Source organism: Streptomyces sp. NPDC058671, from assembly GCF_042716475.1.
Classification (GTDB): Bacteria; Actinomycetota; Actinomycetes; order Streptomycetales; family Streptomycetaceae; genus Streptomyces.
Genome location: NZ_JBHXSA010000010.1, coordinates 71486 through 96202, shown reverse-complemented (window position 1 = coordinate 96202; position 24717 = coordinate 71486). Strand labels below are relative to the sequence as shown.

Sequence of the window (24717 nt, the reverse complement as noted above, 5' to 3'; positions counted from 1 at the left end):
GCATGGATGTGACGTGACCGTGGGTAGCAAGAGTTCAGGCGGTCTGTCATCACTTCGAGTGAAACTTTGGCCCATGCTTGCGGATGGCGACCCTCGGTCGTCAGTCTGTAGCTGTCAGTCAACCTGAGGGGAGTGTCCAGTGACGTTCGGTGAGCAGCCCGCCTATCTCCGCGTGGCGAGCGATCTGCGGCAGAAGATCGCCAACGGCTCGCTTCCGCCGCACACCCGCCTCCCCTCGCAGGCGCGCATCCGCGAGGAGTACGGGGTGTCGGACACCGTCGCGCTGGAGGCCCGCAAGGTGCTCATGGCGGAGGGGCTCGTCGAGGGACGCTCGGGTTCGGGCACCTACGTGCGGGAGCGTCCGGTGCCGCGCCCGATCGCCCGCTCCGGCTACCGCCCGGCGTCCGGTGCCAGCCCTTTCCGTCAGGAGCAGGCGGCCGAGGGCACCCGGGGCACCTGGGAGTCGGGGAGTGAGCAGGAGGCGGCGAGCGCCGAGGTGGCCGAGCGGCTCGGGATCGAGCCGGGGGAGCGCGTGATGCGCACGCGGTACGTGTACCGGGACGGAGGCGAGCCCATGATGGTCGCCACCTCCTGGGAGCCGCTGACGGTCACCGGCCGGACCCCGGTCATGCTGCCCGAGGAGGGCCCGCTGGGCGGCTGCGGTGTCGTCGAGCGCATGGCGGCCATCGACGTGGTCGTGGACAACGTGGTGGAGGAGGTCGGGGCCCGGCCCGGTCTCGCCGAGGAACTCCTGGCGCTCGGCGGGGTGCCGGGCCATGTGGTGCTGGTCGTCGAGCGGACGTACTACGCCTCGGGCCGGGCCGTCGAGACGGCGGACGTCGTCGTCCCCGCCGACCGTTACCGCCTCTCCTACCACCTGCCGGTGCGCTGACCGGGGGCCTGTCCACGCGAGTTGTCGGCGGTCTGCGCGCCGCTGGTCATCGGGTCCCCGCCGAGACGTGACGTGAGGTCAGCGCGTCCTCGCCCTCTCCGCCCCTTCGGCGTTCCCTGTGCCCCCGGGCGGCCCCTGAGGCGCCTCCTGAGGCGGCTTCCGGGTGCGGCCTTCGGCCGCGCGCCGTCGGTTCCCGGCCTATCCGTATCTCTTTGTGCAATTCCGTATCCGCTGTGTGAAGGTCAGGCGTAAGCTCCGGCATATGCGGATTGCGGTTTCCCGGAGATCCATCGCGGTGTCCGGACCGGCGGAGGGAGAAGCCTGATGACCGACAGCGGCCCCGTCCTCGTCTGGCTCGTCATTCGGCAGGACGACAACGGCAACCGCTACCGCGTGGGGCGGTACGCGACCAAGGACGAAGCGCAGAAGATCGCGGACAGTCTCGACGACCGCGGCCACAAGCAGCTCTACTGGATCGAGCACATCGGCAGCCCCGCCCTCTGACCCGGCGGCCGCCGACCGGGCCGGGCTACGCTCACGCCCATGACGGAACGCACCACCGACTCCGCCCCGCTCCCCGTGATCGTCGTGGCGGGCGCCCTGTACGACCAGGGGCGGCTGCTCGCCGCGCGCCGCAGCGCCCCCGTGGAACTCGCCGGCCGGTGGGAACTGCCCGGCGGGAAGCTCGAACCGGGCGAGAGTCCCGAAGAAGCCCTGGTCCGCGAGCTCCGCGAGGAACTCGGCGTCGAGGTCGAACCGGGCGAGCGCATCCCCGGCGAGTGGCCGCTGAAGCCCGGATACGTCCTGCGGGTGTGGACCGCCCGACTGCTCTCCGGCGAACCGCGCCCGCTGGAGGACCACGACGCGCTGCGCTGGCTCTCCCGGTCCGAGCTGGACTCCGTCGACTGGCTCGACCAGGACCGCCCCGCCGTCGCCGAGGCCGCACTCCGCCTCCCGTAAACACCCGGCGCGGGCGCGCGCGACTGAGGGTTCCTACGCCGTTCGTGCCACCGTGCGCCCGCTGTTGCGCCCAGCGCGATATTCTGCCCCAAATTTCGGGTATGTCCTGATTGACTCCTTGAAAGAGGACGTGGGTCTTCCTGCTGACGCACGGCTGGGGAAGTGATCGGGTGTGATCGACACCGACGGCGACCGCGCCGAGTGGAACTTCCCCGCGGAGGCCGACGCCGTACGCACGGCCCGTCATGCCGTGCGCGAGACCCTGCGGGCCTGGGAGCTCGACACAGCCCTCGGGGATGTGACCGTTCTGCTGGTCAGCGAGCTGGTGACCAACTCCCTGCGGTACGCCTCCGGCCCGATCGGGGTGCGTCTGGTCCGCCCCCGCCCCGACGGCGGCGACCCGACCCACCCGCCCGCGCTGCTGGTGGAGGTGTCCGATCCGCTTCCGGATCCGCCCACCGCGCGTGCCCCCGGACCCGAGGACGAAGGGGGCCGAGGCCTCGGTCTGGTCGCCTGCTCCGCCCGCCGCTGGGGCACCCGTAAGGGAAGAGCCGGTAAAACCGTATGGTTCGAGCTGGCTCTCCCTGGTGAGTAAACAGGGTGGGACAACGATCACCGGTACTCGGCGCGAGTCGAACGAGACCACCCTGTGATCGTGAACGTCGTGCCGTCGGGGCCCGCCGTATTGAATACTGCGGGCATGGCCGGTCCGGTGCGGTGAGCTGGAGGGGACGGTCGCGTGAGCGAGATACCTGAGCAGGCGAGCGGCGGCGTCGTGTGGCAGAGCAGCCCGCCCGGATCCATCTATGACTACATCCGGGTGGCCTCCTTCTCCATCGGGCCCGACGGCCTCGTCGAGCAGTGGAGCCGACGGGCCGTGGACCTCTTCGGAGTCACCGCGGAGGAGGCCAGGGGCAAGGACCCCGTCGAGGCCTTCGTCCCCGCCGACCTGCGCGAGCGCGGCCACCGGAAGGTCAGGGAGATCCTCGACGGCAAGGAGTGGACAGGTCTCGTCCCCTTCCGGATCCCCGGGGAGGACCGGCCCCACGGCATCGCCGAGATGTACGTCATGCCGAGCGAGACCCAGTCCGGCGAACGGGCGGCGCTGTGCATCGTCGTCGATGTCCGCGCCCTGCGCCGCATCGAGACCGACCTCGCCGCCTCCCAGGCGATATTCGGCCAGTCCCCCTTCGGCTTCCTCCTCTTCGGCACCGACCTCACCGTGAAGCGGGCCAACCGCCGCTTCGCCACCGTCTTCGGCGGCTCCGCCGACGACCACCGCGGCCGGACCGTCCACGACTACCTCAACCGGCCCGAGGCCGACCGGATGACCGCCGCCCTCCGGAGCGTCCTGGAGACCGGGGAGTCCGTCACCGACTTCGAGATCGTCGGCGCCGCACCCGGCGCGAGGGACCGCCGGCACTGGTCCATCAACCTCTACCGCGTGCACAGCGGCTCCGGCCGCCCCATCGGCGTCGCGGGTCTCGGGATCGACGTCACCCGCCGTCACAACGCGGCCAGGGAGGCGGCCAGCGCCCGCCGGAACCTGGCACTCCTCAACGAGGCCGGCGCCCGCATAGGCAACTCCCTCGACCTGGAGGCCACCGCCCGCGAACTGCTCGACGTCGCCGTCCCCGGATTCTGCGACCTGGCCTCCGTCGACCTCTACCAGGGGCTCCTGAGCGGCGACGAGGCACCGCCCGGCCGCTGGGGCAGCTCCCACGACGTCGGCTACGGCGGCAGCGCCGAACTCCGCAGGGTCGCCGTCGCCAGCGCCGTCTCCGACACCCCCCTCAGAACCGGCGGGGGAGAGGGACCCGGCGGCGGCTGTCACGGAACCGAACCGATCGCACTCGGCGCCCTCCACCGCTATCCCTTCAACTCGCCCTGCGCGGGCGCCCTGCGCACCGGACGGCTCCGGACCGTGACGGGCGTCGACGGCGGCCTCGTCCAGACCACCCTGGTCGTCCCGATGGTCGCCCACGACACCGTCGTCGGCCTCGTCCAGTTCTCCCGCGCCAAGGGCAGCGAGTCCTTCGGGGAACGCGACCGGGCCCTGGCCGTCGAACTCGCCGCCCGCGCCGCCGTCTGCATCGACAACGCGCGCCTCTACCGCCGCGAGCACGAGCGGGCCCTGATCCTCCAGCGAAGCCTGCTCCCGCCCGGCGACCCCGAGGCGGCCGGGCTCGACATCGCCTGCCGCTACCTCCCCGGCACCGCCGCCACCGAGGTCGGCGGCGACTGGTTCGACGTCATCGAACTCCCCGGCCACCGCACCGCACTCGTCATCGGGGACGTCATGGGCCGGGGCCTGCGCGCCGCCGTCGCCATGGGCGAACTGCGCACCGCCGTCCGCACGCTCGCCCAGCTCGACCTCGAGCCGGCCGAGGTCCTCTCCCACCTCGACGAGATCGCCCGCGGCCTCGGCGCCCCCATCGGCGCCCAGCAGTCCCGCGGCCACAAGTCCCGCGGCCCCGAACTCGCCGAGGTCTACCTCGCGACCTGCGTCTACGCCGTCTACGACCCGGTGACCCGCCGCTGCACCTTCGCCAACGCCGGGCACCTCCCGCCGGTGCTCGTCGCACCCGGCGAGGAAGCATCGCTGCTCGACGTACCCCCCGGCATGCCACTCGGTGTCGGCGGCGAACCCTTCGAGGAGGTCGAGGTCGAACTGCCGGAAGGCGCCCTCCTCGCCCTCTACACCGACGGACTCGTCGAGTCCCGGGACCATCCCCTCGACGAGGGCCTGAGCGCCTTCCGGCGCGCCCTCACCGACCAGGACCGCCCCCTGGAGGACGTCTGCGACCGGGTCCTGACGAGCCTGGAAACCGGACACGGCGAGGACGACATCGCCCTCCTCATGGCGAGGATCCAGGGACTGCCGGCCGAGGCGGTCGGTGACTGGCGGCTGCCGAGGGAACCCCGCTCGGTCGGCCGGGCCCGGGAACTCGCCCGCACGCAGCTGGCGACCTGGGACCTCGAACCGCTCGTCGACACCGTCGAACTCCTCGTCAGCGAGCTCGTCACCAACGCGCTGCGCTACGGTGAGGGGGAGATCCGGCTCCGGCTGCTCCGCGACCGCACCCTCGTCTGCGAGGTCTGGGACGCCGGCCTGGTGCAGCCCCGGCGCCGCCGGGCCAAGGACACCGACGAAGGCGGCCGTGGCCTCCAGCTGGTCGGACTGCTCAGCTCCTCCTGGGGCTCGCGGCGCACCCCGCGCGGCAAGACCGTGTGGTTCGAACTGGCCCTGCCGGACGGTGAGGCGGCGGAACCCACGGTGGAACAGCTCCTCAGCATGTTCTGACCCACCATCCGAACGCCTGCCGCCGCCGGCCGGCCGCCGGAGCCACCTGCCGATCAGCCCTTGAGCGCGGCCAGCCGGGCCTCGATCTCGGCGCTGTCGCCCAGTGCGTCCAGCTGCTCGAACTGGGCGTCCAGCGAAGAGGCGGCGAGCTCCTCCTTGCCCATCGCCCGCGCCTCCTCGCGGCGCACCTTGTCCTCGAAGCGGCTCAGCTCGCTGGTCGGGTCGAGCACGTCGATGCTCTTCACGGCGTCCATCATGCGGTTCTGCGCGCGGGCCGAGGTGGCCCGCGCCACCAGCTCGTCCCGCTTCGCCTGCAACTGGCCGAGCTTGCCCTTCATCTGGTCCAGGCCCGTCCGGAGCTTGGACACGACCTCGGTCTGCGCGGCGATCGTCGGCTCCGCGGTCGTCGCCTCCTCCTCCGACTGGAGCTGGCGGCCGAGCGCCACCTTCGCCAGGTTGTCGAAGCGGTCCGCCTCCGCCGTCTGACCGCCCCTCCGCAGCTCGTCGGCCTTCCGGCTGGCGGCCAGTGCCTTCCCGCCCCACTCCTTCGCCGCCGTCACATCCTCCAGATGGTCCTGCTCCATCAGCCGGAGGTTGCCGATGGTCGCGGCCACCGCCTCCTCCGCCTCCGTGATGTTGTCCGAGTAGTCGCGGATCAGCTGGTCCAGCATCCTCTGCGGATCCTCCGCCTGGTCCAGCAGGGCGTTGATGTTGGCCTTCGCCAGCTGGGTGACTCGGCCGAGAACGGTCTGCTTGGTCATCGCACTTCTCCTTGGGAGAGACAGAGCCCTGGGGTGAGGCAGAGCCCTCGAGAGGGACGGGAAAGTCTGCGAGGGGGACGGAAAAGCCTTCGGGAGGGACAGCGGGATCTTCCGGAGGGACAGACGAGGGCAGGACACGACTCGCACCGTCCTCAGAAACGGCCGCCGCCGCCCAGTCGGCCGCGCGTGCCGCTACCGCCGAAGCTGCCCGGCCCACCGCCGAATCCTCCGCCCCCGAACCCCCCGCCCGAACCTCCACCGAACCCCCCATGTGGGCCTCCCCCTCCCCCGCCGAACAGCCCGCCGAGGATGATGCCGCCGAGCACCGCACCGCCGAGCCCGCCGCCGTTTCCTCCTCCTCCTGTTACACCGCCCAGCCCGTCCGGGTTCCCATAGGTCCGCACATCCTGCTCGGCGAGGTCCTGGGCGCGGCGGGCCAGGGCGTCCGCCTGCTGAGCCTCCGCGAGTGCCGGCTGCGGCTCGTCGGCCGCGGCGAGCGCCTGCGCCTTCTCCCAGCGGCGCTGGGCCTCGGCCAGCCGCGTGCGGGCCTCGCTGCCCACCGCGCCCCGATGGGTGGCGATGTAGTCCGAGGCCGCTCCGATCGCCGAACGGCCCGTCAGCATCGCCTGATCGAGGAGTGCACGGGCGCGTCGACCGCCCGATTCGCGCTCCCGTGCGCCCTCCAGTGCCTCGTCGAGCGCCGCGTCTGCCTCCTCGACCCGGCGCAGGGCGCCGATCGGGTCGTACCGCCCGGCCTCCATGACCCGCCGCACCTCCGCTACCACCGACTCGGCGCGGGCGATCCGGCCCTGGAGGTCGGCGGTGGACACCCCTTCGGCCGTCCCCCGCAGCAGGCCCCGGGCGTCCGCCAGGTCCGCGTCCGTCTCCGACAGCGCGCCCGGCAGCCTGCCGACCGCCTCGGCCAGCTCCTGCGCCCGCCGGTCCACGGCCTCGATCAGCCGGGCCGCCTGGTCCACCGCGCCCTCGGCGGCCCGGATGTGCACGGCGGCCCCGCCGTTGTCCCCGGCGTCGATGCGCAGACGGGCCTGGTCGACGTGGGTCGTCGCGAACACGAGCCGGTCCTTGGCCTGCTCGACGTCGCCCGCGACCGGCGCGGCGGCCGTCTCCGCGTACCGCCCGCGCATCGCCGTCAGGGCGGCCTCCGCCGTGCCCATCCGCGCTGCCTGCTCCCGACAGGCGGCCTCGACCGAGACCAGCGCCTGGGGCGCCGTCCGTTCCAGGGCCCGGAGCCGGTCGAAGTCCTCGCTCTCGGCGTCGAGGCGCGCGTTCGCCTCCGCGCAGCGGCGCAGGATCTCCTCCAGCATGGTCCGGCGGGTCGAGTCGTCCTCGGGGAAGGCGTCGTCGAGCTTCTGCCGCAACCGGAACGAAGCGGTCAGCTGTTCCTTGGCGAAGGCGACCGCCTCGGTGAAGGGCTGGACGGCCTCCTCGCCGAACTGGGCGGAGGCGAATCCGAGTTCCTCCTGGCTGGTGCGGACGGCGTCGTCCGTGTCGACCAGAGTCCGGCGGGCCTGCCCGTCGACCGCGTCGAGGGACGGCGGCGCGGGCTCCTTCGGGGCGCCCCAGCCCTGACCGCCCTGCGGCGTGGTGCGGGTCTCGGTCCGCCGGCGCCGTTTCAGGTACGCGTACGCCCCCACGGCCCCGGCGCCGCCGACGAGGACCAGCGGCAGGAGCAGATCGCCCCCCGAGGGGCCGTCGTCGGCCGCGCCGCCCGGGTCGGCGGGCCCGGGGGTGAGCGTGGGCACCGGGACCGGCTGACCGGCGAGGACGGCGACGTAGCCGTCGGCGGCGCCGATGGCGGCGCCCGCCCAGTCGTTCTGCCGCAGCGCGGGTTCGATCGCCGTCCGGGCCACCTCGTCGAGCTGGGCCTGGGTGAAACGCGAGCCCGGGTCGGCCGAGTAGCCGTACCGGCGGTCGTGGGTGGCGACGGCGAGCAGGACGTCGTCGAGCCCGAGGCCGTTGCGTTCGGCGGTGGCGTCGGCCCAGGTCTGGCCCGTACGGCCGGAGAAGTCCCGTACGTACACGACGAAGAGCTGGATCCCCCGCGCGTCGTAGAGCCGGTCCAGGGCCTCGTTCACGGCCGTGCGGCGGTCGCCGAGTGCGTCCACCCGGTCGGTGATCTGCCCGTCCCGGGACAGGACGACGGGGTCGTCGGCGTGGGCACCGGGTACGGCGGGCACCAGGAGCCACCACGCCGCCACCAGCACCGCGAGAAGGGCTCGGGTGGCTTTTCGCGTCACAAAGGGGAGGTTATGTCCGCGTATGTCGCTCCGCGACCGGACGGTCGGAGGGGGAGGGCGGGCCGGTCCGGCGCCCGGCGGGCCTGCGCCGTACGGAAACCGTTCGAGGCCGTCCGGCGTCACTGTCAGTAGTCGCCGCTACGGTGTGAGGCGGTGGGATCGGTGACACGACGACTCTCGGGGGGCTCGGGTGAGTGGACGGCTGAGGAGTATGTGGCGGCGGGGGCGTTGGTGGGTGCTCGCCCTGGTCCTCGTCCTCGTGGTGCCCCCGCTGTTCGGTGCGCTCGCCCTGCGCGTCAACTACGCGGGTGACCTCAGGGAGGACGCGCGGACCCGGGGCAAGGACGCCGTCTGGCTGGGCCATGCCTGGGTCGACGGACGGAAGAAGGACGCCGACCTCGCCGCGTTCGCCGAGCGGATCAAGGGCACGGGCATACGCGACCTGTACGTCCACGCCGGACCCCTGGAACACGACGGGACCCTGCCCGCCGCCAGGTACCCACGCGCGCAGTGGCTCATCGGCGCCGTGCACCGCACGATGCCCGGCATACGGGTGCAGGCCTGGCTCGGTGACGTCCTGGCCACCCGCGGGCCGAACGGACTGCACCTGGAGAAGGCCGAGTCCCGGGCGGCCGTGGTCGCGTCGGCCGGGCAGATCCTGGACACCGGCTTCGACGGCGTCCACTTCGACCTGGAGCCGCTCCTGTCCGACGACGTCCACTACCTATCCCTGCTCGACGACCTCGGGGAGTTGACCCGGGCGCGGACGGTGCCGCTGTCGATCGCCGCCCACCAGATAGACCCGCTGCCCGGCCTGCACTCGGTGAACGGCGCGCTCAGCGGCCGCGAGAAGTGGTGGTCGCAGGCGTTCTTCGGAGAGGTCGCCCGGCGCGTCGACCAGGTCGCCGTCATGTCGTACGACACGTGGATGCCGCTGGAGAGCCTCTACGGCGGGTACGTCGCCCAGCAGACCAGCCTGGCCCTCGAAGTGACCCCGGAGTCGACCGACCTCCTCATGGGGCTCCCCTTCTTCCACGAGGACGACCTCGGCCACCACGAGAACGCGGAGACCGTCGCGGCGGCCGTCCGGGGCACCAGACTCGGCCTCGGGCGCACCGACCCCGGCCGCGAGCGGTTCGGCGTCGCGCTGTACGTCGACTTCGCCGCCGAGGAGGGTGACTGGGAGGCCTATCGCGACGGCTGGCACTGAGAAGAGGCCCGACCGACCCCCGCGCGCCCCGTCGGGTAAGGCGCCCTTCGCCGCCGCCTCCACCGCCTTCGCCGCCCTGACGAAATACCGCCCCCCCCCGCGAGCGCCGCCACCGCCCCGGCCTCGGACGGCCTCGGCCGCTGGTGCGCGGGCGGGCGGGACTCCCGCCGGGAGGAGTTCCGCCGCCTGGCCGCGGAATCCACGGGCACGGGTTCCCGCCCGCCCGGAGCGCCCCTTCTCCGGCGGGTTGGGCCGCACGAGTGGCGTTTTCCGGCCGCCTCGACGTGTCGTCATGGCCGGATCCGATCCGTCCTTTTCAGTGGATGAGCAATAGGTGTGATCATCTCCAAATGGAATGAATCTGGACGAAGGGGTACAAGTCATGTCCCAGATCGGCGCCCCTCGCGGGAGGACATGCTCCAGGAGCCCCCGCTCCCGCACGCTCCGCTCCGTCGCCACCCTGACCAGCGCCGTCCTCGCCGTCACCGTCCTCGCCGGATGCAGCTCCGACGACGAGAGCGACGGGGTCCCGGCCGCGGCCCAGGACAACGCGCCCGCGGCGCGCGACAAGGTCGCCGACGGGGGCACCCTGCGCTGGGCCGTCGACGCGCTGCCCGCCACCTTGAACACCTTCCAGGCCGACGCCGACGGCACCACCTCCCGTATCGCCGGGGCCGTGCTCCCCTCTCTCTACACGCTCGACGAGCGGGGCAGACCGCAGCGGAACGCCGACTACCTGGAGTCCGCGCAGGTCGTCGAGACCGAGCCCAAGCAGGTCGTCCTCTACAAGCTCAACCAGCAGGCGGTGTGGAGCGACGGGCGCGAGATCGGGGCGCCCGACTTCGTGGCCCAGTGGCGGGCCCTGAGCGGCCGCGACACCGCCTACTGGACCGCCCGCAACGCCGGCTACGAGCGGATCGAGAAGATCGAACGGGGAAAGAACGACCTGGAGGTACGGGTCACCTACTCCAAGCCCTACGCCGACTGGCAGTCGCTCTTCACTCCGCTCTACCCGAAGCAGGTGATGGGCTCTCCGGACGCCTTCAACGACGGAGCCCGCACCGCCCTCAAGGCCACCGCAGGACCGTTCCTGCTCAAGGCGACCGACCGCAAGAGCGGCGACGTGACCCTCACCCGCAACCCCCGCTGGTGGGGGCAGCCCGCCAAGCTGGACACCATCGTCCTCAAGGCCGTCCCCCGCGCCGACCGGGCGGACGCGCTCGCCGCCGGCACCCTCGACCTGGCCGAGATCGACCGCTCCACCGCCGAGCGGATCGCCCTCGCGCTCCGGGACGCCCGCGCCGGACGCAACGGCGCCCAGGCCGCCCTCGCCCACGGCCCCGGCTCCTCGACCACCCCCTCCAAGGCTCTGAAGTCCTGGGCGCTCGCCCACGGATCCGACGAGGAGAAGGCAGAGGAGGTCCAGGCCGCCCGTGAGGAGAACCACCAGGCGATCGCCCGGTACGCGAGCGCGCAGGACACCCTGGCGCGGTACGTGGTCCGCAAGTCCCTCGAGCCCGCCTACACCCAGCTCTCCCTGAACGGCGAGTCCGGACCGCTCGCCGACGAACGGGTACGGCGTGCGGTGGCCCGTGCCATCAACCGCCAGGAACTGGCCGACTCCGTGCTCAAGCCACTGGGCCTCCCGGCGCACCCGCCCGGCAGCCACCTCGCCCTCGCCGGGCAGGCCGCCTACGCGGACAGCAGCGACGCGCTCGGCGACCAGGACACCCAGGAGGCGCTGGCACTCCTCGCCGACGCGGGCTGGGTACCGGGCGGGGCGGTGAAGAAGCCGGCGGGCGCGGGCACCAAGGCGGGCAGCGAGGCCGAGAAGAAGGCCGAAAAGAACAAGACGGCGGAGAAGAAGGAACAGGAGAAGAAGGAACAGGAGAACAAGGGCAGCAACGCCTCCTCCGACGCCTCCTCCGACACCGCCTCCGACGAAGGTCTCTACATCGTCGGTGACGACAAGCCGGGCGAGCGCCCCGCCGCCCCGACCCCCGCTGCCCCCGCCGCCCCCGTCATCGCCCTCCCCGCCCCCGTCCTCGCCGCCACCGGACCCGAGAGCGGTACCGAGATCCCCGCCCCCGCCCCCGCCGCCGCCCGCCAGAGTGCCGCGCTCCTCGCGCGGGCCGAGGCGCTCGACACCGGTGCCGGTTCCGCCGCCCGCGCCGCCCACCCGGCCGACAAGGGCGTCGCCGGGGCCTACGCCCCGCGCGGCACCGCCGCCCCCGCGGCCGTGCCCGAGAGCAGCCGGGCCCTCGGCAAGGACGGCAAGGCGCTGAGCCTCCGGTTCGTCCTGCCGTCAGGCCCCGGCTCGGAGTCGCTGCGCGCGGTCGGTGACCGGATCGTGCGGATGCTCGACGCGGTCGGCATCCGCACCGAGGTCACCAAGGTCTCCGACGACAGTTTCTTCAAGGATCACGTGGCCTCGGGCGACTACGACCTGGCCCTGTACTCCTGGCCGGCGTCCGCCTTCCCCGCGACCGACGCCCGGCCGATCTTCGCCAAGCCGGAGCCGGCCTCGGACGGCTCGCTCCTGGTCGAGCAGAACTACTCGCGGGTCGGCACCGACCGTATCGACCAGCTGTTCGACCAGGCGGCGGCGACCCTGGACGAGGAGGAGGCCCGGGAGCTCGTCCGCCAGGCGGACGCCCGTATCTGGGCCGCCGCCGGCTCCATCCCCCTCTACCAGCGGCCGCAGCTCGTCGCGGCCAAGGCCGATCTGGTGAACGCCGGAGCCTGGGGTCTCGCCGGGCCCCGCTACCAGGACATCGGCTACAAGAAGGCCGAATCCTCCAAGGGCGCGGAACGAAACCACTGAAAGCTCTGAAAGCGCTGGGGGCAACCTCAGAAGCAGCTCAATTTCCTTGCCCGCCGGTGATCCCGGCGGGCAGGATCGCGTCGGCCCCTTGACCCGGCCAGTCCACTGTCACTCCGCAGTCGCCCCGCCCCGCACGTGCACCGCAGTCGTACCGCTGTCGTACCTCCGTCGCGCCGCACCCCGGGCGCGACGGAACTCTCGGGAGCCCCACAGGCCCCCCACAGGCCCCCCACAGGGACCCTCGGCAGTGCCCCCGAGGGACCTTGAGGAACCCCTCGGGAACCCTCCGGGATCCCCCCAGACAACCCACTCGGATCCGGGCGGGGAAGCCCCTTGCGTGGCAGCCCCGTACCATGGGACATAGCCGTGGCGCGTCCGCCCGGCGGGCGTACGAGGAACTGACGCCGCATCCCACGAGCCGAGAGAAGCGCAAGCACCCATGCCCACGCGCCACGACATCCGTAACGTCGCCATCGTCGCCCACGTCGACCACGGCAAGACGACCATCGTCGACGCCATGCTCAAGCAGGCCGGTGCCTTCGCCGCCCACCAGCAGCTCGACGACCGCATGATGGACTCGAACGACCTGGAGCGTGAGAAGGGCATCACGATCCTCGCCAAGAACACGGCGGTGAAATATCACCCCAAGGACGGCGGGGCCCCGATCACGATCAACATCATCGACACCCCCGGCCACGCCGACTTCGGTGGCGAGGTCGAGCGCGGTCTGTCGATGGTGGACGCGGTCGTCCTCCTCGTGGACGCCTCCGAGGGTCCGCTCCCGCAGACCCGCTTCGTGCTGCGCAAGGCGCTCCAGCAGCGCCTGCCCGTCATCCTCTGCATCAACAAGACGGACCGCCCGGACTCCCGGATCGACGAGGTCGTCAACGAGACCTACGACCTGTTCCTCGACCTGGACGCGGACGAGGACCAGATCGAGTTCCCGATCGTCTATGCCTGCGGCCGTGACGGCGTCGCCTCGCTGACCAAGCCGGCGGACGGCACCGTCCCCGCCGACAGCGAGAACCTGGAGCCGTTCTTCTCCACCATCCTGGAGCACGTCCCGGCCCCGACGTACGACGAGGAGGCCCCGCTCCAGGCCCACGTCACCAACCTGGACGCGGACAACTTCCTCGGCCGCATCGCGCTGCTCCGCGTCGAGCAGGGCGAGCTGCGCAAGGGCCAGACGGTCGCGTGGATCAAGCGGGACGGCACGATCTCCAACGTCCGCATCACCGAGCTGATGATGACCGAGGCGCTCACCCGCAAGCCGGCCGAGGTCGCCGGTCCCGGTGACATCTGCGCCGTCGCCGGTATCCCCGACATCATGATCGGCGAGACGCTGGCCGACCCGGAGAACCCGATCGCGCTGCCGCTGATCACGGTCGACCAGCCGGCCATCTCCATGACCATCGGTACGAACACCTCGCCGCTCGTCGGCCGCGGTGGCACCGGCAAGGGCGCGGACGCGAAGTCCGCGGTCAAGCAGCGCAAGGTCACCGCCCGCCAGGTCAAGGACCGTCTGGACCGCGAGCTGATCGGTAACGTCTCGCTCCGTGTCCTCGACACCGAGCGCCCCGACGCCTGGGAGGTCCAGGGCCGTGGTGAGCTCGCGCTCGCCATCCTGGTCGAGCAGATGCGCCGCGAGGGCTTCGAGCTCACCATCGGCAAGCCGCAGGTCGTCACGAAGATCGTCGACGGCAAGGTCCACGAGCCGGTCGAGCGCCTCACGGTCGACGTGCCCGAGGAGCACATGGGCGCGGTCACGCAGCTCATGGGCGTCCGCAAGGGCCGCATGGACAACATGTCGAACCACGGCTCCGGCTGGGTCCGCATGGAGTTCGTCGTCCCGTCCCGTGGCCTCATCGGCTTCCGTACGGAGTTCCTGACCAACACCCGCGGTACGGGTATCGCCCACTCGATCCACGAGGGCCACGAGCCGTGGTTCGGCACGCTGACGACCCGTAACAACGGCTCGCTGGTCGCCGACCGCGCCGGCGCCGTCACCGCCTTCGCGATGACGAACCTCCAGGAGCGCGGTGTCCTGTTCACCGAGCCCGGCACCGAGGTGTACGAGGGCATGATCGTCGGCGAGAACTCGCGCTCCGACGACATGGACGTGAACATCACCAAGGAGAAGAAGCTCACCAACATGCGCTCCTCCTCGGCCGACTCCTTCGAGGCGATCGTGCCGCCGCGCAAGCTCTCGCTGGAGCAGTCCCTGGAGTTCTGCCGTGACGACGAGTGCGTCGAGGTGACCCCGGAGGCCGTGCGCATCCGCAAGGTCGTCCTGGACCAGAACGCTCGCGGCCGCACGGCCTCCCGTGCCAAGAACGCCTGAGCGAGGACGCATACGGCCCAGAGCGGCGGGGTAGGTCACGGGCCTGTGATCTTCGCCGCTCTCGGCTGATGTGACGTCAGCACCGGAGCCCGGACCCCCACAGACAGCTGTGGGGGTCCGGGCTTTTCGTCAAGTTCCGTCAAGCTCCGTCAACTCGTTTTGAGAGGCCAGGTGTCCGCATATCGGCCCTCGCTCTCCGGTACGTGTGTTAACGGTCCGTTTCGGGGGTGTCTGTCTGTGCTCACTTTGTCCGGATTTCGGTATCTGGGTACAGAGTGATGTTGTCAAAACGAGACCCCGTAAGTGTGGTTTACGGCCCGGACGTACTTAATAGTTGGCTCCATTGAGCTCGGGTCAATGGGTCACGCACTGTGGGGAGTGCCGACTCACGAGCACACTCGGGGCACTTGAGTCCAAAGCCGTCAGGGGTGTCGGCGAACTCGAAGTGCCCTTCTTGTAGTGACAAAAGTGGACTCATGAGGAGGAACCCATGCGCGGTGCCAAGAGCGCCAAGTGGGTAACGGGCGCGATCATCGTTGCCCTTGCTGCGACCGCCTGTGGCGGGGGTAAGAGCGACAGCGGCGACGCCAAGGGCGCTGTTGACCCGAACGGAATTTTCTCCGTAGAGCTGGGCGAGCCTGAGAAGCCCCTGCTCACCGGCGACACGATGGAGTCCAACGGCTCCGCCGTGATGGCCGGCCTGTTCTCGACCCTGGTCGACTACAAGGCCGACGGTTCCCTGGAGATGCTGAACGCCGAGTCGGTCACCACGACGGACTCGAAGACCTGGACCGTCAAGCTCAAGCCGGGCTGGACCTTCCACGACGGCACCCCGGTGACCTCCAAGTCCTTCGTGGACGCGTGGAACTGGAACGCCAACGTCAAGAACGCCCAGGGCCTCTCGTCCTGGTTCGCGGACATCAAGGGCTTCGACAAGGTCCACCCCGAGGCCGAGGGCGCCAAGCCCACCGCCGACAAGCTGGACGGTCTGAGCATCGTCGACGAGACGACCTTCAAGATCGAGCTCACGAAGGCCGTCCCGTACTTCGGCCACAAGCTCGCCTACATCGTCTTCGCCCCGCTCCCCGAGTCCTTCTACAAGGACCCGGCCGCGGGCGGTCAGAAGCCGGTCGGCAACGGTCCCTACAAGTTCAAGAGCTGGGACCACAAGAAGAAGATCGAGATCACTCGATTCGACGACTACAAGGGCCCGAACAAGGCGAAGAACGGCGGTGTGGTCTTCAAGAACTACACCACCCTCGAGGCCGCGTACGAGGACCTGAAGTCCGGCAACGTCGACGTCCTGCGTCAGATCGCGCCGAAGGACCTCCCGGTCTACCGCCAGGACCTCGGCGACCGCGCCGTGGACCAGCCGTACTCCGCGATCCAGACCATCGCCGTCGCCTTCTACGCCGACCAGTGGAAGAAGCCGAAGCAGATCGACCCGCGCGTCGTGCAGGGTCTGTCGATGGCGATCGACCGCGCCACCATCACCAAGACGGTGCTGCAGGGTACGCGTGACCCCGCGTCCGGCTGGGTCGCCAAGGGTGTCCTGGGCTACCAGGAGGACGGTGGCGCCGGCGTCACCAAGTTCGACCCGGCGAAGGCCAAGGAGCTCATCAAGGCCGGCGGCGGCGTCCCCGGCAACAAGATCTCCATCCAGTTCAACGCCGACGGTGGCCACAAGGAGTGGGTGGACGCTGTCTGCAACTCCATCACCCAGGCCACGTCCGTCCAGTGTGTCGGCGACGGCAAGCCGGACTTCCAGGCCGACCTGACCGCTCGTAAGACCAAGCAGGTCAAGTCGCTCTACCGCTCCGGCTGGGTGCTCGACTACCCGGTGAACGCCAACTTCATCTCGGACCTGTTCCGCACGGGTGCGGCGGGCAACCAGGGTGACTTCTCCAACAAGGCGCTGGACGCCAAGATCGCCAAGGCGGACTCCGCGGCGACGCTGGACGACTCGGTGAAGCAGTTCCAGGCCATCGAGAAGGACCTGGTCAACTACATGCCGTCCATCCCGCTCTGGTACTACAAGGTTAACGCGGGCTACTCCGAGAAGGTCTCGGGCGTGGCCTACGGTCAGGACGGCGACCCGATCCTGACCGGCGTCGAGGTCAAGAAGTAATCACCCGAGCGTAGTCCGCACGCCGTCACGGGACTGACGGATCGTCAGTCCCGTCTCGGTGCCTTACGCAGTGGCTGGGGGGCCCTTCCACGACATCGCCGTGCCCGGAAACGGGTCGGGCTGTCGCGGGAGGGCCCTCGGCTGCGGCCGTCACATCTCAACGGAGGCATGATGGGGCGCTATGTCGCACGACGACTGCTCCAGATGATCCCGGTCTTTTTCGGGACAACCCTGCTGATCTTCCTCATGGTCTACAGCCTGCCCGGTGACCCCGTGGCCGGACTGTTCGGTGACAAGGGCGCGTCGCCCGCCACCATCGCGGAGATCAGACACAAGCTCGGTCTCGACCAGCACATCCTGAAGCAGTACTGGGACTACATCACCGGGATCCTCTTCCACTTCGACTTCGGGACGCAGATCCGCAACGACCGACCCGTCACCGAAGTGCTGGGGGACGCGTTCCCCGTCACGCTGCAGCTCGCAGCGCTCGCCTTCGCCGTCGAGCTGATCTTCGGCATCGGCCTCGGCGTCATCGCGGGTCTCCGCGCCGGCCGCATGGCCGACAACGCCGTCCTGATCTTCACCCTGCTGATCATCTCGATCCCGGTCTTCGTGCTCGGCTTCATCATCAAGATGGTGTTCGCCTTCCAGCTCGGCTGGATCGCACCGAACGTCAGCAACGACCAGCTGCTCTCCGAGATGATCGCTCCGGCCATCGTCCTCGGCGGTCTCTCCCTCGCCTACGTGGCGCGGCTCACCCGCACCTCCATGGCGGAGAACCTCCGTGCCGACTACATGCGCACGGCCGTCGCCAAGGGCCTGCCGAGGCACCGCGTCATCGGCGTCCACCTCATGCGCAACTCGCTGATCCCGGTCGTCACCTTCCTGGGCACCGACATCGGAGCCCTGATGGGCGGCGCGGTCGTCACCGAAGGCATCTTCAACGTCAAGGGCGTCGGCGGTCTGATCTACGAGTCGATCACCCGGCGCGAGGGCACCACCCTCGTCGGCCTCGTCACCATCCTGGTGGTCGTCTACCTCATCACCAGCCTGCTCATCGACCTGCTGTACGCGGTCCTGGACCCGAGGATCCGGTATGCCTGACGTGACCAAGACCGCGACCGCGGCCGCCACCGAGGACGCCGTCGCCACCTCCTCGGTGGACGTGTCCGACATCAAGGCCGAGAAGGCGCGCAGCCTCTGGGGCGACGCCTGGAGCGACCTGCGCCGCAACCCGTACTTCATCGTGTCGTCGGTGCTGATCTTCTTCCTGCTGCTGATCGCCGCCTTCCCGAGCCTCTTCACCAGCGCCTCGCCCACGACCGGTGACCTCGTCCGGCACTACGTGGGCAAGCCGGAGCTCGGCGACGTCGGCTCGGCCGGATGGCTCGGCTACGACATCCAGGGCCGATCCGTCTACGCCCGACTGATCTACGGCACACGTGCCTCGATCATCGTCGGCATCTGCGTCACCCTGATCGTCACCGTCGTCGGCGGCATCACGGGCATGATCGCCGGTTACTTCGGCGGCTGGATCGACGCGCTGATGTCCCGTATCACCGACATCTTCTTCGGCATCCCGTTCCTCCTCGGCGCCATGGTCGTCCTGCAGGCCTTCGTCGAGCGGACCGTCTGGGTCGTCGTCTTCGCCCTGGCCTTCCTCGGCTGGACGCAGATGGCCCGCGTCATGCGCGGTGCCGTGATCACGGTCAAGCACGCCGACTACGTCCACGCGGCGAAGGCCCTCGGCGCCGGCACGAGCCGGATCCTGATCCGGCACATCCTGCCGAACGCCATGGCCCCCGTGATCGTCGTCGCGACCATCGCGCTCGGCGGCTACATCTCGGCCGAGGCCACCCTGTCCTACCTGGGACTGGGTCTCGCCTCCCCGACCGTCTCGTGGGGTGTCGACATCTCCGCGGGTGTTCAGGCGATCCGTACGTCGCAGCACATCCTGCTGTACCCGTCGATCATGCTGAGCCTCACCGTTCTGGCGTTCATCATGCTCGGCGAAGCCGTCCGCAACGCCCTCGACCCCAAGCTGCGCTGAGGAGGGCGTAAAAGATGACCATCATCGACAAGACCGCGGCCGTCCCCGCGCCGCGCGACGGCTCCGACCACAACGGTCCGCTGCTCGAAGTCCGTGACCTGCACGTCGAGTTCCACACCCGCGACGGTGTGGCCAAGGCGGTCAACGGCGTCAACTACTCGGTGAACGCCGGCGAGACCCTCGCCGTCCTCGGCGAGTCCGGCTCCGGCAAGTCCGTCACCGCGCAGGCCATCATGGGCATCCTCGACATGCCGCCCGGCCGGATCCCGCAGGGCGAGATCCTGTTCCGCGGCCAGGACATGCTGAAGATGCCCGAGGAGGAGCGCCGGAAGATCCGCGGCCGGAAGATCGCGATGATCTTCCAGGACGCGCTGTCCTCCCTCAACCCGGTCCTCAGCGTCGGCTACCAGCTCGGCGAGATGTTCCGGGTGCACCAGGGCCTGTCCAAGAAGGACGCCAAGGCCAGGGCCATCGAGCTGATGGACAAGGTCAAGATCCCCGCCGCCGCGGCGCGGGTCTCGGACTACCCCCACCAGTTCTCCGGCGGTATGCGCCAGCGCATCATGATCGCCATGGCCCTCGCCCTGGAGCCGGACCTGATCATCGCGGACGAGCCCACCACGGCTCTCGACGTGACGGTCCAGGCCCAGGTCATGGACCTGCTCGCGGAGCTCCAGCGGGAATACAACATGGGCCTGATCCTGATCACCCACGACCTCGGCGTCGTCGCCGACGTCGCGGACAAGATCGCCGTGATGTACGCCGGCCGGATCGTCGAGCAGGCGCCGGTGCACGAGCTGTACGGCCGCCCGGCCCACCCGTACACCCGCGGTCTCCTGGACTCGATCCCGCGCCTGGACCAGAAGGGCCAGGAGCTCTACGCGATCAAGGGCCTTCCGCCCAACCTGCTCAAGGTGCCCTCCGGCTGCGCCTTCAACCCGCGCTGCCCCAAGGCCGAGGACATCTGCCGTACGGAGATCCCGGCCCTCGTGCCGGTCACCGAGCAGGACGGCGCGGATCTCCCGGGCCGTAAGAGCGCCTGCCACTTCTGGAAGGAGACGATCCATGGCTGACCTCAGCAAGAACGACGAGGCCGTGGCCGCGTCCGAGGCGGAGGCCGTGGCCGCCATCGAGGCCCCCGTGGGCCGCGGCGAGGCGATCCTCCAGGTGCGCGGCCTGAAGAAGCACTTCCCGCTGACGCAGGGCATCCTCTTCAAGAAGCAGGTCGGCGCGGTCAAGGCCGTGGACGGGGTCTCCTTCGACCTCTACCAGGGCGAGACCCTCGGCATCGTGGGCGAGTCCGGCTGTGGCAAGTCCACGGTCGCCAAGCTCCTGATGACCCTGGAGCGGGCCACCGCCGGCGAGGTCTTCTACAAGGGCCAGGACATCACCAAGCTGTCCGGGCGCGCCCTCAAGGCCGTCCGGCGCAACATCCAGATGGTGTTCCAGGACCCGTACACCTCGCTCAACCCGCGCATGACGGTCGGTGACATCATCGGCGAGCCCTTCGACATCCACCCCGAGGTGGCCCCGAAGGGCGACCGGCGCCGCAAGGTGCAGGAGCTGCTCGACGTCGTCGGTCTGAACCCGGAGTACATCAACCGGTACCCGCACCAGTTCTCCGGCGGTCAGCGCCAGCGCATCGGCATCGCCCGCGGCCTCGCGCTCAACCCGGAGATCATCATCTGCGACGAGCCGGTCTCGGCCCTGGACGTCTCCGTCCAGGCGCAGGTCATCAACCTGATGGAGAAGCTCCAGGACGAGTTCAACCTCTCCTACCTCTTCATCGCGCACGACCTGTCGATCGTCCGGCACATCTCGGACCGCGTCGGCGTCATGTACCTCGGCAAGATGGCCGAGATCGGTACGGACGAGCAGATCTACGAGCACCCGACGCACCCGTACACCCAGGCGCTGCTCTCCGCGGTGCCGGTGCCGGACCCGAAGGCCCGCGCGCACCGCGAGCGGATCATCCTCACCGGTGACGTCCCCTCGCCGGCGAACCCGCCGTCGGGCTGCAGCTTCCGTACCCGGTGCTGGAAGGCGCAGGAGAAGTGCGCCGAGGAGACGCCGCTGCTCGCCGTCCCGCAGCGCTTCCAGGGCGAGGACACCCCGGCCGCCCACTTCTCGGCGTGTCACTTCGCCGAGGAGAAGCAGGTCGTGCCGGTGCTCTGACGCACTGAGCGCGTGACCCGAGGAAGGGCGCCCGGTCCGTACGTACGGACCGGGCGCCCTTGCGTCTTCCGCGGTTCCGGAAGGGCCCGTCCGTCCGGCCGTCGTCGAAGTGCACCCCCGTCAGTATCGGGTGATATTGGGGCCTAAGTCATGCTTAGGACATTCGGGAGGCACTCCATGCGCGGAGCCACGCACGCCAAGTGGGCCGCTCTGGCCACCGCCGTCGCCCTCACGGCGACCGCCTGCGGTGGCGGCGACGACAGTGGCGGCGGGGGTGCCGACGGCATCGTGAGTTCCTCGTGGGGCGACCCGCAGAACCCGCTGGAACCCGCCAACACCAACGAGGTCCAGGGCGGCAAGGTCCTCTCCATGATCTTCCGCGGGCTCAAGCAGTACGACCCGAAGACGGGCGAGGCCAAGGACATGCTCGCCGAGAAGATCGAGACCACCGACTCGACGAACTTCACCATCACGGTCAAGGACGGCTGGACGTTCTCCAACGGCGAGAAGGTCACCGCCAAGTCCTTCGTCGACGCCTGGAACTACGGCGCCCATCTGAAGAACAACCAGAAGAACGCCTACTTCTTCGGCCAGATCGAGGGCTACGACCAGGTCCACCCCGAGAAGGGCGAGCCGACCGCCGAGACCATGTCCGGCCTCAAGGTCACCGGCCCCCAGACCTTCACGGTCAAGCTCGACCAGAAGTTCTCCACCTGGCCCGTCACCCTCGGCTACGCCGCCTTCGCGCCGCTCCCCAAGGCCTTCTTCGACGACCACGCCGCCTGGCTGTCGAAGCCCGTCGGCAACGGCCCGTACACCGTCGACTCGTACTCCAAGGGCTCCCAGATGGCCCTCAAGCGCTGGGACGCCTACCCCGGCACCGACAAGGCGCAGAACGGCGGTGTGACCCTCAAGGTCTACACCGACAACAACACCGCCTACACCGACCTGACGGCCGGCAACCTCGACCTCGTCGACGACGTCCCCGCCTCCCAGCTCAAGAACGTCGAGGCCGACCTCGGCGACCGGTACCTCAACGTCCCGGCCGGCATCATCCAGACCCTGTCCTTCCCGTTCTACGACCCGGCCTGGAACAAGCCCGGACAGGAGAAGCTCCGTCAGGGACTCTCCCGGGCCATCGACCGCGCCCAGATCACCGAGACCATCTTCCAGAAGACCCGTACCCCCGCCGTCGACTGGACCTCCCCGGTCCTCGGCGAGGAAGGCGGCTTCAAGGACGTCTGCGGCGACTTGTGCACGTACGACGCGGCCGAGGCGAAGAAGCTCGTCGCGGAGGGCGGCGGCATCCCCGGCGGCACCATGAAGATCTCGTACAACGCCGACACCGGTTCCCACAAGGAATGGGTCGACGCGGTCTGCAACTCCATCAACCGCGCCCTCGGCAACGACCGCGCCTGCGTCGGCAACCCCGTCGGCACCTTCGCCGACTACCGCAACCAGGTCACCACGCAGAAGCTCACCGGACCCTTCCGGGCCGGCTGGCAGATGGACTACCCGCTCATCCAGAACTTCCTGCAGCCGCTGTACTACACCAACGCCTCCTCCAACGACGGCAAGTACACCGACCCCGAGTTCGACAAGCTGATCGACCAGGCCAACGCCGAACCGGACACCGCGAAGGCCGTCGGCCTCTTCCAGCAGGCCGAGGGCGTCCTCCGTGACGACATGGGCGCCATCCCGCTCTGGTACCAGAACGGCAGCGCCGGCTACTCGGAGCGCGTCAGCAACGTGTCCCTGAACCCCTTCAGCGTCCCGGTCTACGACCAGATCAAGGTCAACTGACGTCGTAGCAGGTCGGAGGCGTACGGCCCGTCCCGCGGACCCCCGCGCCGGGCCGTACGCCTTCCCCGCACCGCCCCCCGGAGCCAACCCTTCCCCCGGAGCCCCTCATGGGTCGATATGTGATCCGGCGACTGCTGCAGATGATCCCGGTCTTCTTCGGCGCCACGCTGCTGATCTTCCTGATGGTGAACGTGATGGGCGATCCCGTCGCCGGACTGTGCGGCGACCGCCAGTGCGACCCGGCGACCGCCGCCCAGCTCAAGAAGGAGTTCGGCCTCGACAAGCCCGTCTGGCAGCAATACCTGACCTACATGGGCAACGTCTTCACCGGCGACTTCGGCACGGCGTTCAACGGCCAGGAGGTCACCGAGCTGATGGCGAACGCCTTCCCGGTCACCATCCGCCTCACCCTCGTCGCCATCGTCTTCGAGATCGTCATCGGCATCACCCTCGGCGTCCTCACCGGCCTCCGCCGCGGCCGCCCCGTCGACACCACCGTGCTGCTGCTGACCCTCGTCGTCATCTCCGTCCCGACCTTCGTCACCGGCCTGCTGCTCCAGCTCCTCCTCGGCGTGAAGTGGGGCTGGATCAGACCGGCCGTCTCCAGCGACGCCCCGATCGACGAGCTGATCGTCCCCGGGCTCGTCCTCGCGTCGGTCTCCCTCGCGTACGTCACCCGGCTCACCCGGACCTCCATCGCCGAGAACAAGCGCGCCGACTACGTCCGCACCGCCGTCGCCAAGGGCCTGCCCCGCCGCCGGGTCATCACCCGCCACCTGCTGCGCAACAGCCTCATCCCCGTGGTGACCTTCATCGGCACCGACATCGGCGCGCTCATGGGCGGCGCCATCGTCACCGAACGGATCTTCAACATCCACGGCGTCGGCTACCAGCTCTACCAGGGCATCCTCCGCCAGAACACCCAGACCGTCGTCGGCTTCGTGACCGTCCTCGTCCTGGTCTTCCTGGTGGCCAACCTGCTCGTCGACCTCCTGTACGCCGTCCTTGACCCGAGGATCCGCTATGCCTGAGCAGCCTCAGCCGTTCGACGACGGCCGCGCGATCAACCACACCGGTGCCGGAGGCGGAACCGACCTCGCGATGGACGAGGGCGAGACGCTGGAGAAGACGCCGGGCGGCCCCCAGGGCACCGGCGCCGACAAGAAGCCCCGCTCCCTCTGGTCCGACGCCTGGCACGACCTGCGCCGCAACCCGATCTTCGTCATCTCCGGCCTGATCATCCTCTTCCTCGTCGTCATCGCCATCTGGCCGCAGCTCATCGCCGACGGCAACCCCCTCGACTGCGACCTCTCCAAGGCCCAGGAGGGCTCGCAGCCCGGCCACCCCTTCGGCTTCAACGGCCAGGGCTGCGACGTCTACACCCGCACCGTCTACGGAGCCAGGGCCTCCGTCCAGGTCGGCCTCTTCGCCACCCTCGGCGTGACCCTCCTCGGCTCCGTCCTCGGCGGCCTCGCGGGCTTCTACGGCGGCGCCTGGGACGGCTTCCTCTCCCGCATCACCGACGTCTTCTTCGCGATCCCCGTCATCCTCGGCGGCCTCGTCCTGCTCTCCGTCGTCAGCAGCAACAGCGTCTGGCCCGTCATCGGTTTCATGGTGCTCCTCGGCTGGCCGCAGATCTCCCGCATCGCCCGCGGCTCCGTCATCACCGTCAAGCAGAACGACTACGTGCAGGCCGCCCGCGCCCTCGGCGCCTCCAACTCACGGATGCTGCTCCGGCACATCTCGCCCAACGCCCTCGCGCCCGTCATCGTCGTCGCGACCATCGCCCTCGGCACGTACATCTCGCTCGAAGCCACGCTCTCCTTCCTCGGCGTCGGCCTCAAACCCCCCACCGTCTCCTGGGGCATCGACATCTCCTCAGCCGCCGCCTACGTGCGCAACGCGCCCCACATGCTGCTCTGGCCCTCCGGCGCGCTCGCCATCACCGTGCTCGCCTTCATCATGCTCGGCGACGCCGTCCGCGACGCCCTCGACCCCAAGCTGAGGTAGG

18 protein-coding genes are annotated in these 24717 nt (G+C 69.9%); 16 read left to right on the top strand and 2 right to left on the bottom strand.

Translation table 11 applies throughout. From position 1 onward, the window contains the following. Positions 1-139: 139 nt before the first annotated feature. The 5 genes from ACFWV2_RS15030 (at position 140) to ACFWV2_RS15010 (ending at position 5156) form a co-directional block, all read left to right on the top strand. Positions 140-892, top strand: a complete 753-nt coding sequence (locus ACFWV2_RS15030; RefSeq protein WP_384405404.1) for a GntR family transcriptional regulator — start codon at positions 140-142, stop codon at positions 890-892. A gap of 324 nt (positions 893-1216) precedes the next feature. Beyond that, complete coding sequence (locus tag ACFWV2_RS15025) at positions 1217-1396, top strand: SPOR domain-containing protein (RefSeq protein WP_360785838.1); 180 nt, start codon at positions 1217-1219, stop codon at positions 1394-1396. 39 nt (positions 1397-1435) lie between these two features. Then, positions 1436-1852: a (deoxy)nucleoside triphosphate pyrophosphohydrolase gene (locus tag ACFWV2_RS15020; protein ID WP_384405403.1), complete on the top strand. Its 417-nt coding sequence runs from the start codon at positions 1436-1438 to the stop codon at positions 1850-1852. 172 nt (positions 1853-2024) lie between these two features. Continuing rightward, the gene (locus ACFWV2_RS15015) at positions 2025-2447 is read left to right on the top strand and encodes an ATP-binding protein (RefSeq protein WP_384405402.1); all 423 of its coding nucleotides are present in this window, start codon (positions 2025-2027) and stop codon (positions 2445-2447) included. Between the two features lie 144 nt (positions 2448-2591). Next, positions 2592-5156 carry a SpoIIE family protein phosphatase gene (locus ACFWV2_RS15010; RefSeq protein WP_384405401.1) on the top strand — a complete coding sequence of 855 codons (2565 nt, stop codon included), beginning with the start codon at positions 2592-2594 and terminating at the stop codon, positions 5154-5156. 53 nt (positions 5157-5209) lie between these two features. Here the strand turns inward: ACFWV2_RS15010 and ACFWV2_RS15005 are convergent, their stop codons facing one another. Both ACFWV2_RS15005 and ACFWV2_RS15000 read right to left on the bottom strand, forming a co-directional pair. Further along, positions 5210-5917, bottom strand: a complete 708-nt coding sequence (locus tag ACFWV2_RS15005; RefSeq protein WP_384405400.1) for a PspA/IM30 family protein — start codon at positions 5915-5917, stop codon at positions 5210-5212. 152 nt (positions 5918-6069) lie between these two features. Next, positions 6070-8175: a TPM domain-containing protein gene (locus ACFWV2_RS15000; RefSeq protein ID WP_384405399.1), complete on the bottom strand. Its 2106-nt coding sequence runs from the start codon at positions 8173-8175 to the stop codon at positions 6070-6072. 211 nt (positions 8176-8386) lie between these two features. Here ACFWV2_RS15000 and ACFWV2_RS14995 point away from each other — a divergent pair, with 211 nt between their 5' ends. The 11 genes from ACFWV2_RS14995 (at position 8387) to ACFWV2_RS14945 (ending at position 24716) form a co-directional block, all read left to right on the top strand. Then, positions 8387-9385, top strand: coding sequence for a hypothetical protein (locus tag ACFWV2_RS14995; RefSeq protein WP_384405398.1), 999 nt, complete (start codon positions 8387-8389; stop codon positions 9383-9385). 382 nt (positions 9386-9767) lie between these two features. Next, positions 9768-12209 (top strand): ABC transporter family substrate-binding protein, encoded by a 2442-nt coding sequence (locus ACFWV2_RS14990; RefSeq protein ID WP_384405397.1) that lies wholly within the window; start codon positions 9768-9770, stop codon positions 12207-12209. A gap of 439 nt (positions 12210-12648) precedes the next feature. Then, a complete protein-coding gene (gene typA / locus ACFWV2_RS14985) occupies positions 12649-14550 on the top strand; it encodes a translational GTPase TypA (protein ID WP_384405396.1) in 1902 nt (633 codons plus the stop codon). A gap of 490 nt (positions 14551-15040) precedes the next feature. Beyond that, positions 15041-16678: an ABC transporter substrate-binding protein gene (locus tag ACFWV2_RS14980; RefSeq protein ID WP_384405395.1), complete on the top strand. Its 1638-nt coding sequence runs from the start codon at positions 15041-15043 to the stop codon at positions 16676-16678. A 171-nt stretch (positions 16679-16849) separates the two neighbouring features. Continuing rightward, positions 16850-17782 carry an ABC transporter permease gene (locus ACFWV2_RS14975; protein ID WP_360785854.1) on the top strand — a complete coding sequence of 311 codons (933 nt, stop codon included), beginning with the start codon at positions 16850-16852 and terminating at the stop codon, positions 17780-17782. Continuing rightward, positions 17775-18728: an ABC transporter permease gene (locus ACFWV2_RS14970; RefSeq protein ID WP_384405394.1), complete on the top strand. Its 954-nt coding sequence runs from the start codon at positions 17775-17777 to the stop codon at positions 18726-18728. The genes ACFWV2_RS14975 and ACFWV2_RS14970 overlap by 8 nt, the downstream gene beginning before the upstream one ends. A 14-nt stretch (positions 18729-18742) precedes the next feature. Beyond that, entirely contained in the window at positions 18743-19801 is a 1059-nt protein-coding gene (locus ACFWV2_RS14965) for an ABC transporter ATP-binding protein (RefSeq protein WP_384405393.1), read from the top strand. Continuing rightward, entirely contained in the window at positions 19794-20903 is a 1110-nt protein-coding gene (locus ACFWV2_RS14960; RefSeq protein ID WP_360785859.1) for a dipeptide ABC transporter ATP-binding protein, read from the top strand. The genes ACFWV2_RS14965 and ACFWV2_RS14960 overlap by 8 nt, the downstream gene beginning before the upstream one ends. 177 nt (positions 20904-21080) lie before the next feature. After that, positions 21081-22706, top strand: coding sequence for an ABC transporter substrate-binding protein (locus ACFWV2_RS14955; RefSeq protein WP_384405392.1), 1626 nt, complete (start codon positions 21081-21083; stop codon positions 22704-22706). Positions 22707-22813: 107 nt separating this feature from the next. Continuing rightward, positions 22814-23737: an ABC transporter permease gene (locus ACFWV2_RS14950; RefSeq protein ID WP_384405391.1), complete on the top strand. Its 924-nt coding sequence runs from the start codon at positions 22814-22816 to the stop codon at positions 23735-23737. Continuing rightward, on the top strand, positions 23730-24716 hold the full coding sequence (locus ACFWV2_RS14945; protein ID WP_384405390.1) for an ABC transporter permease: 987 nt from the start codon (positions 23730-23732) through the stop codon (positions 24714-24716). The genes ACFWV2_RS14950 and ACFWV2_RS14945 overlap by 8 nt, the downstream gene beginning before the upstream one ends. The last annotated feature ends 1 nt before the right edge of the window (position 24717 follow it).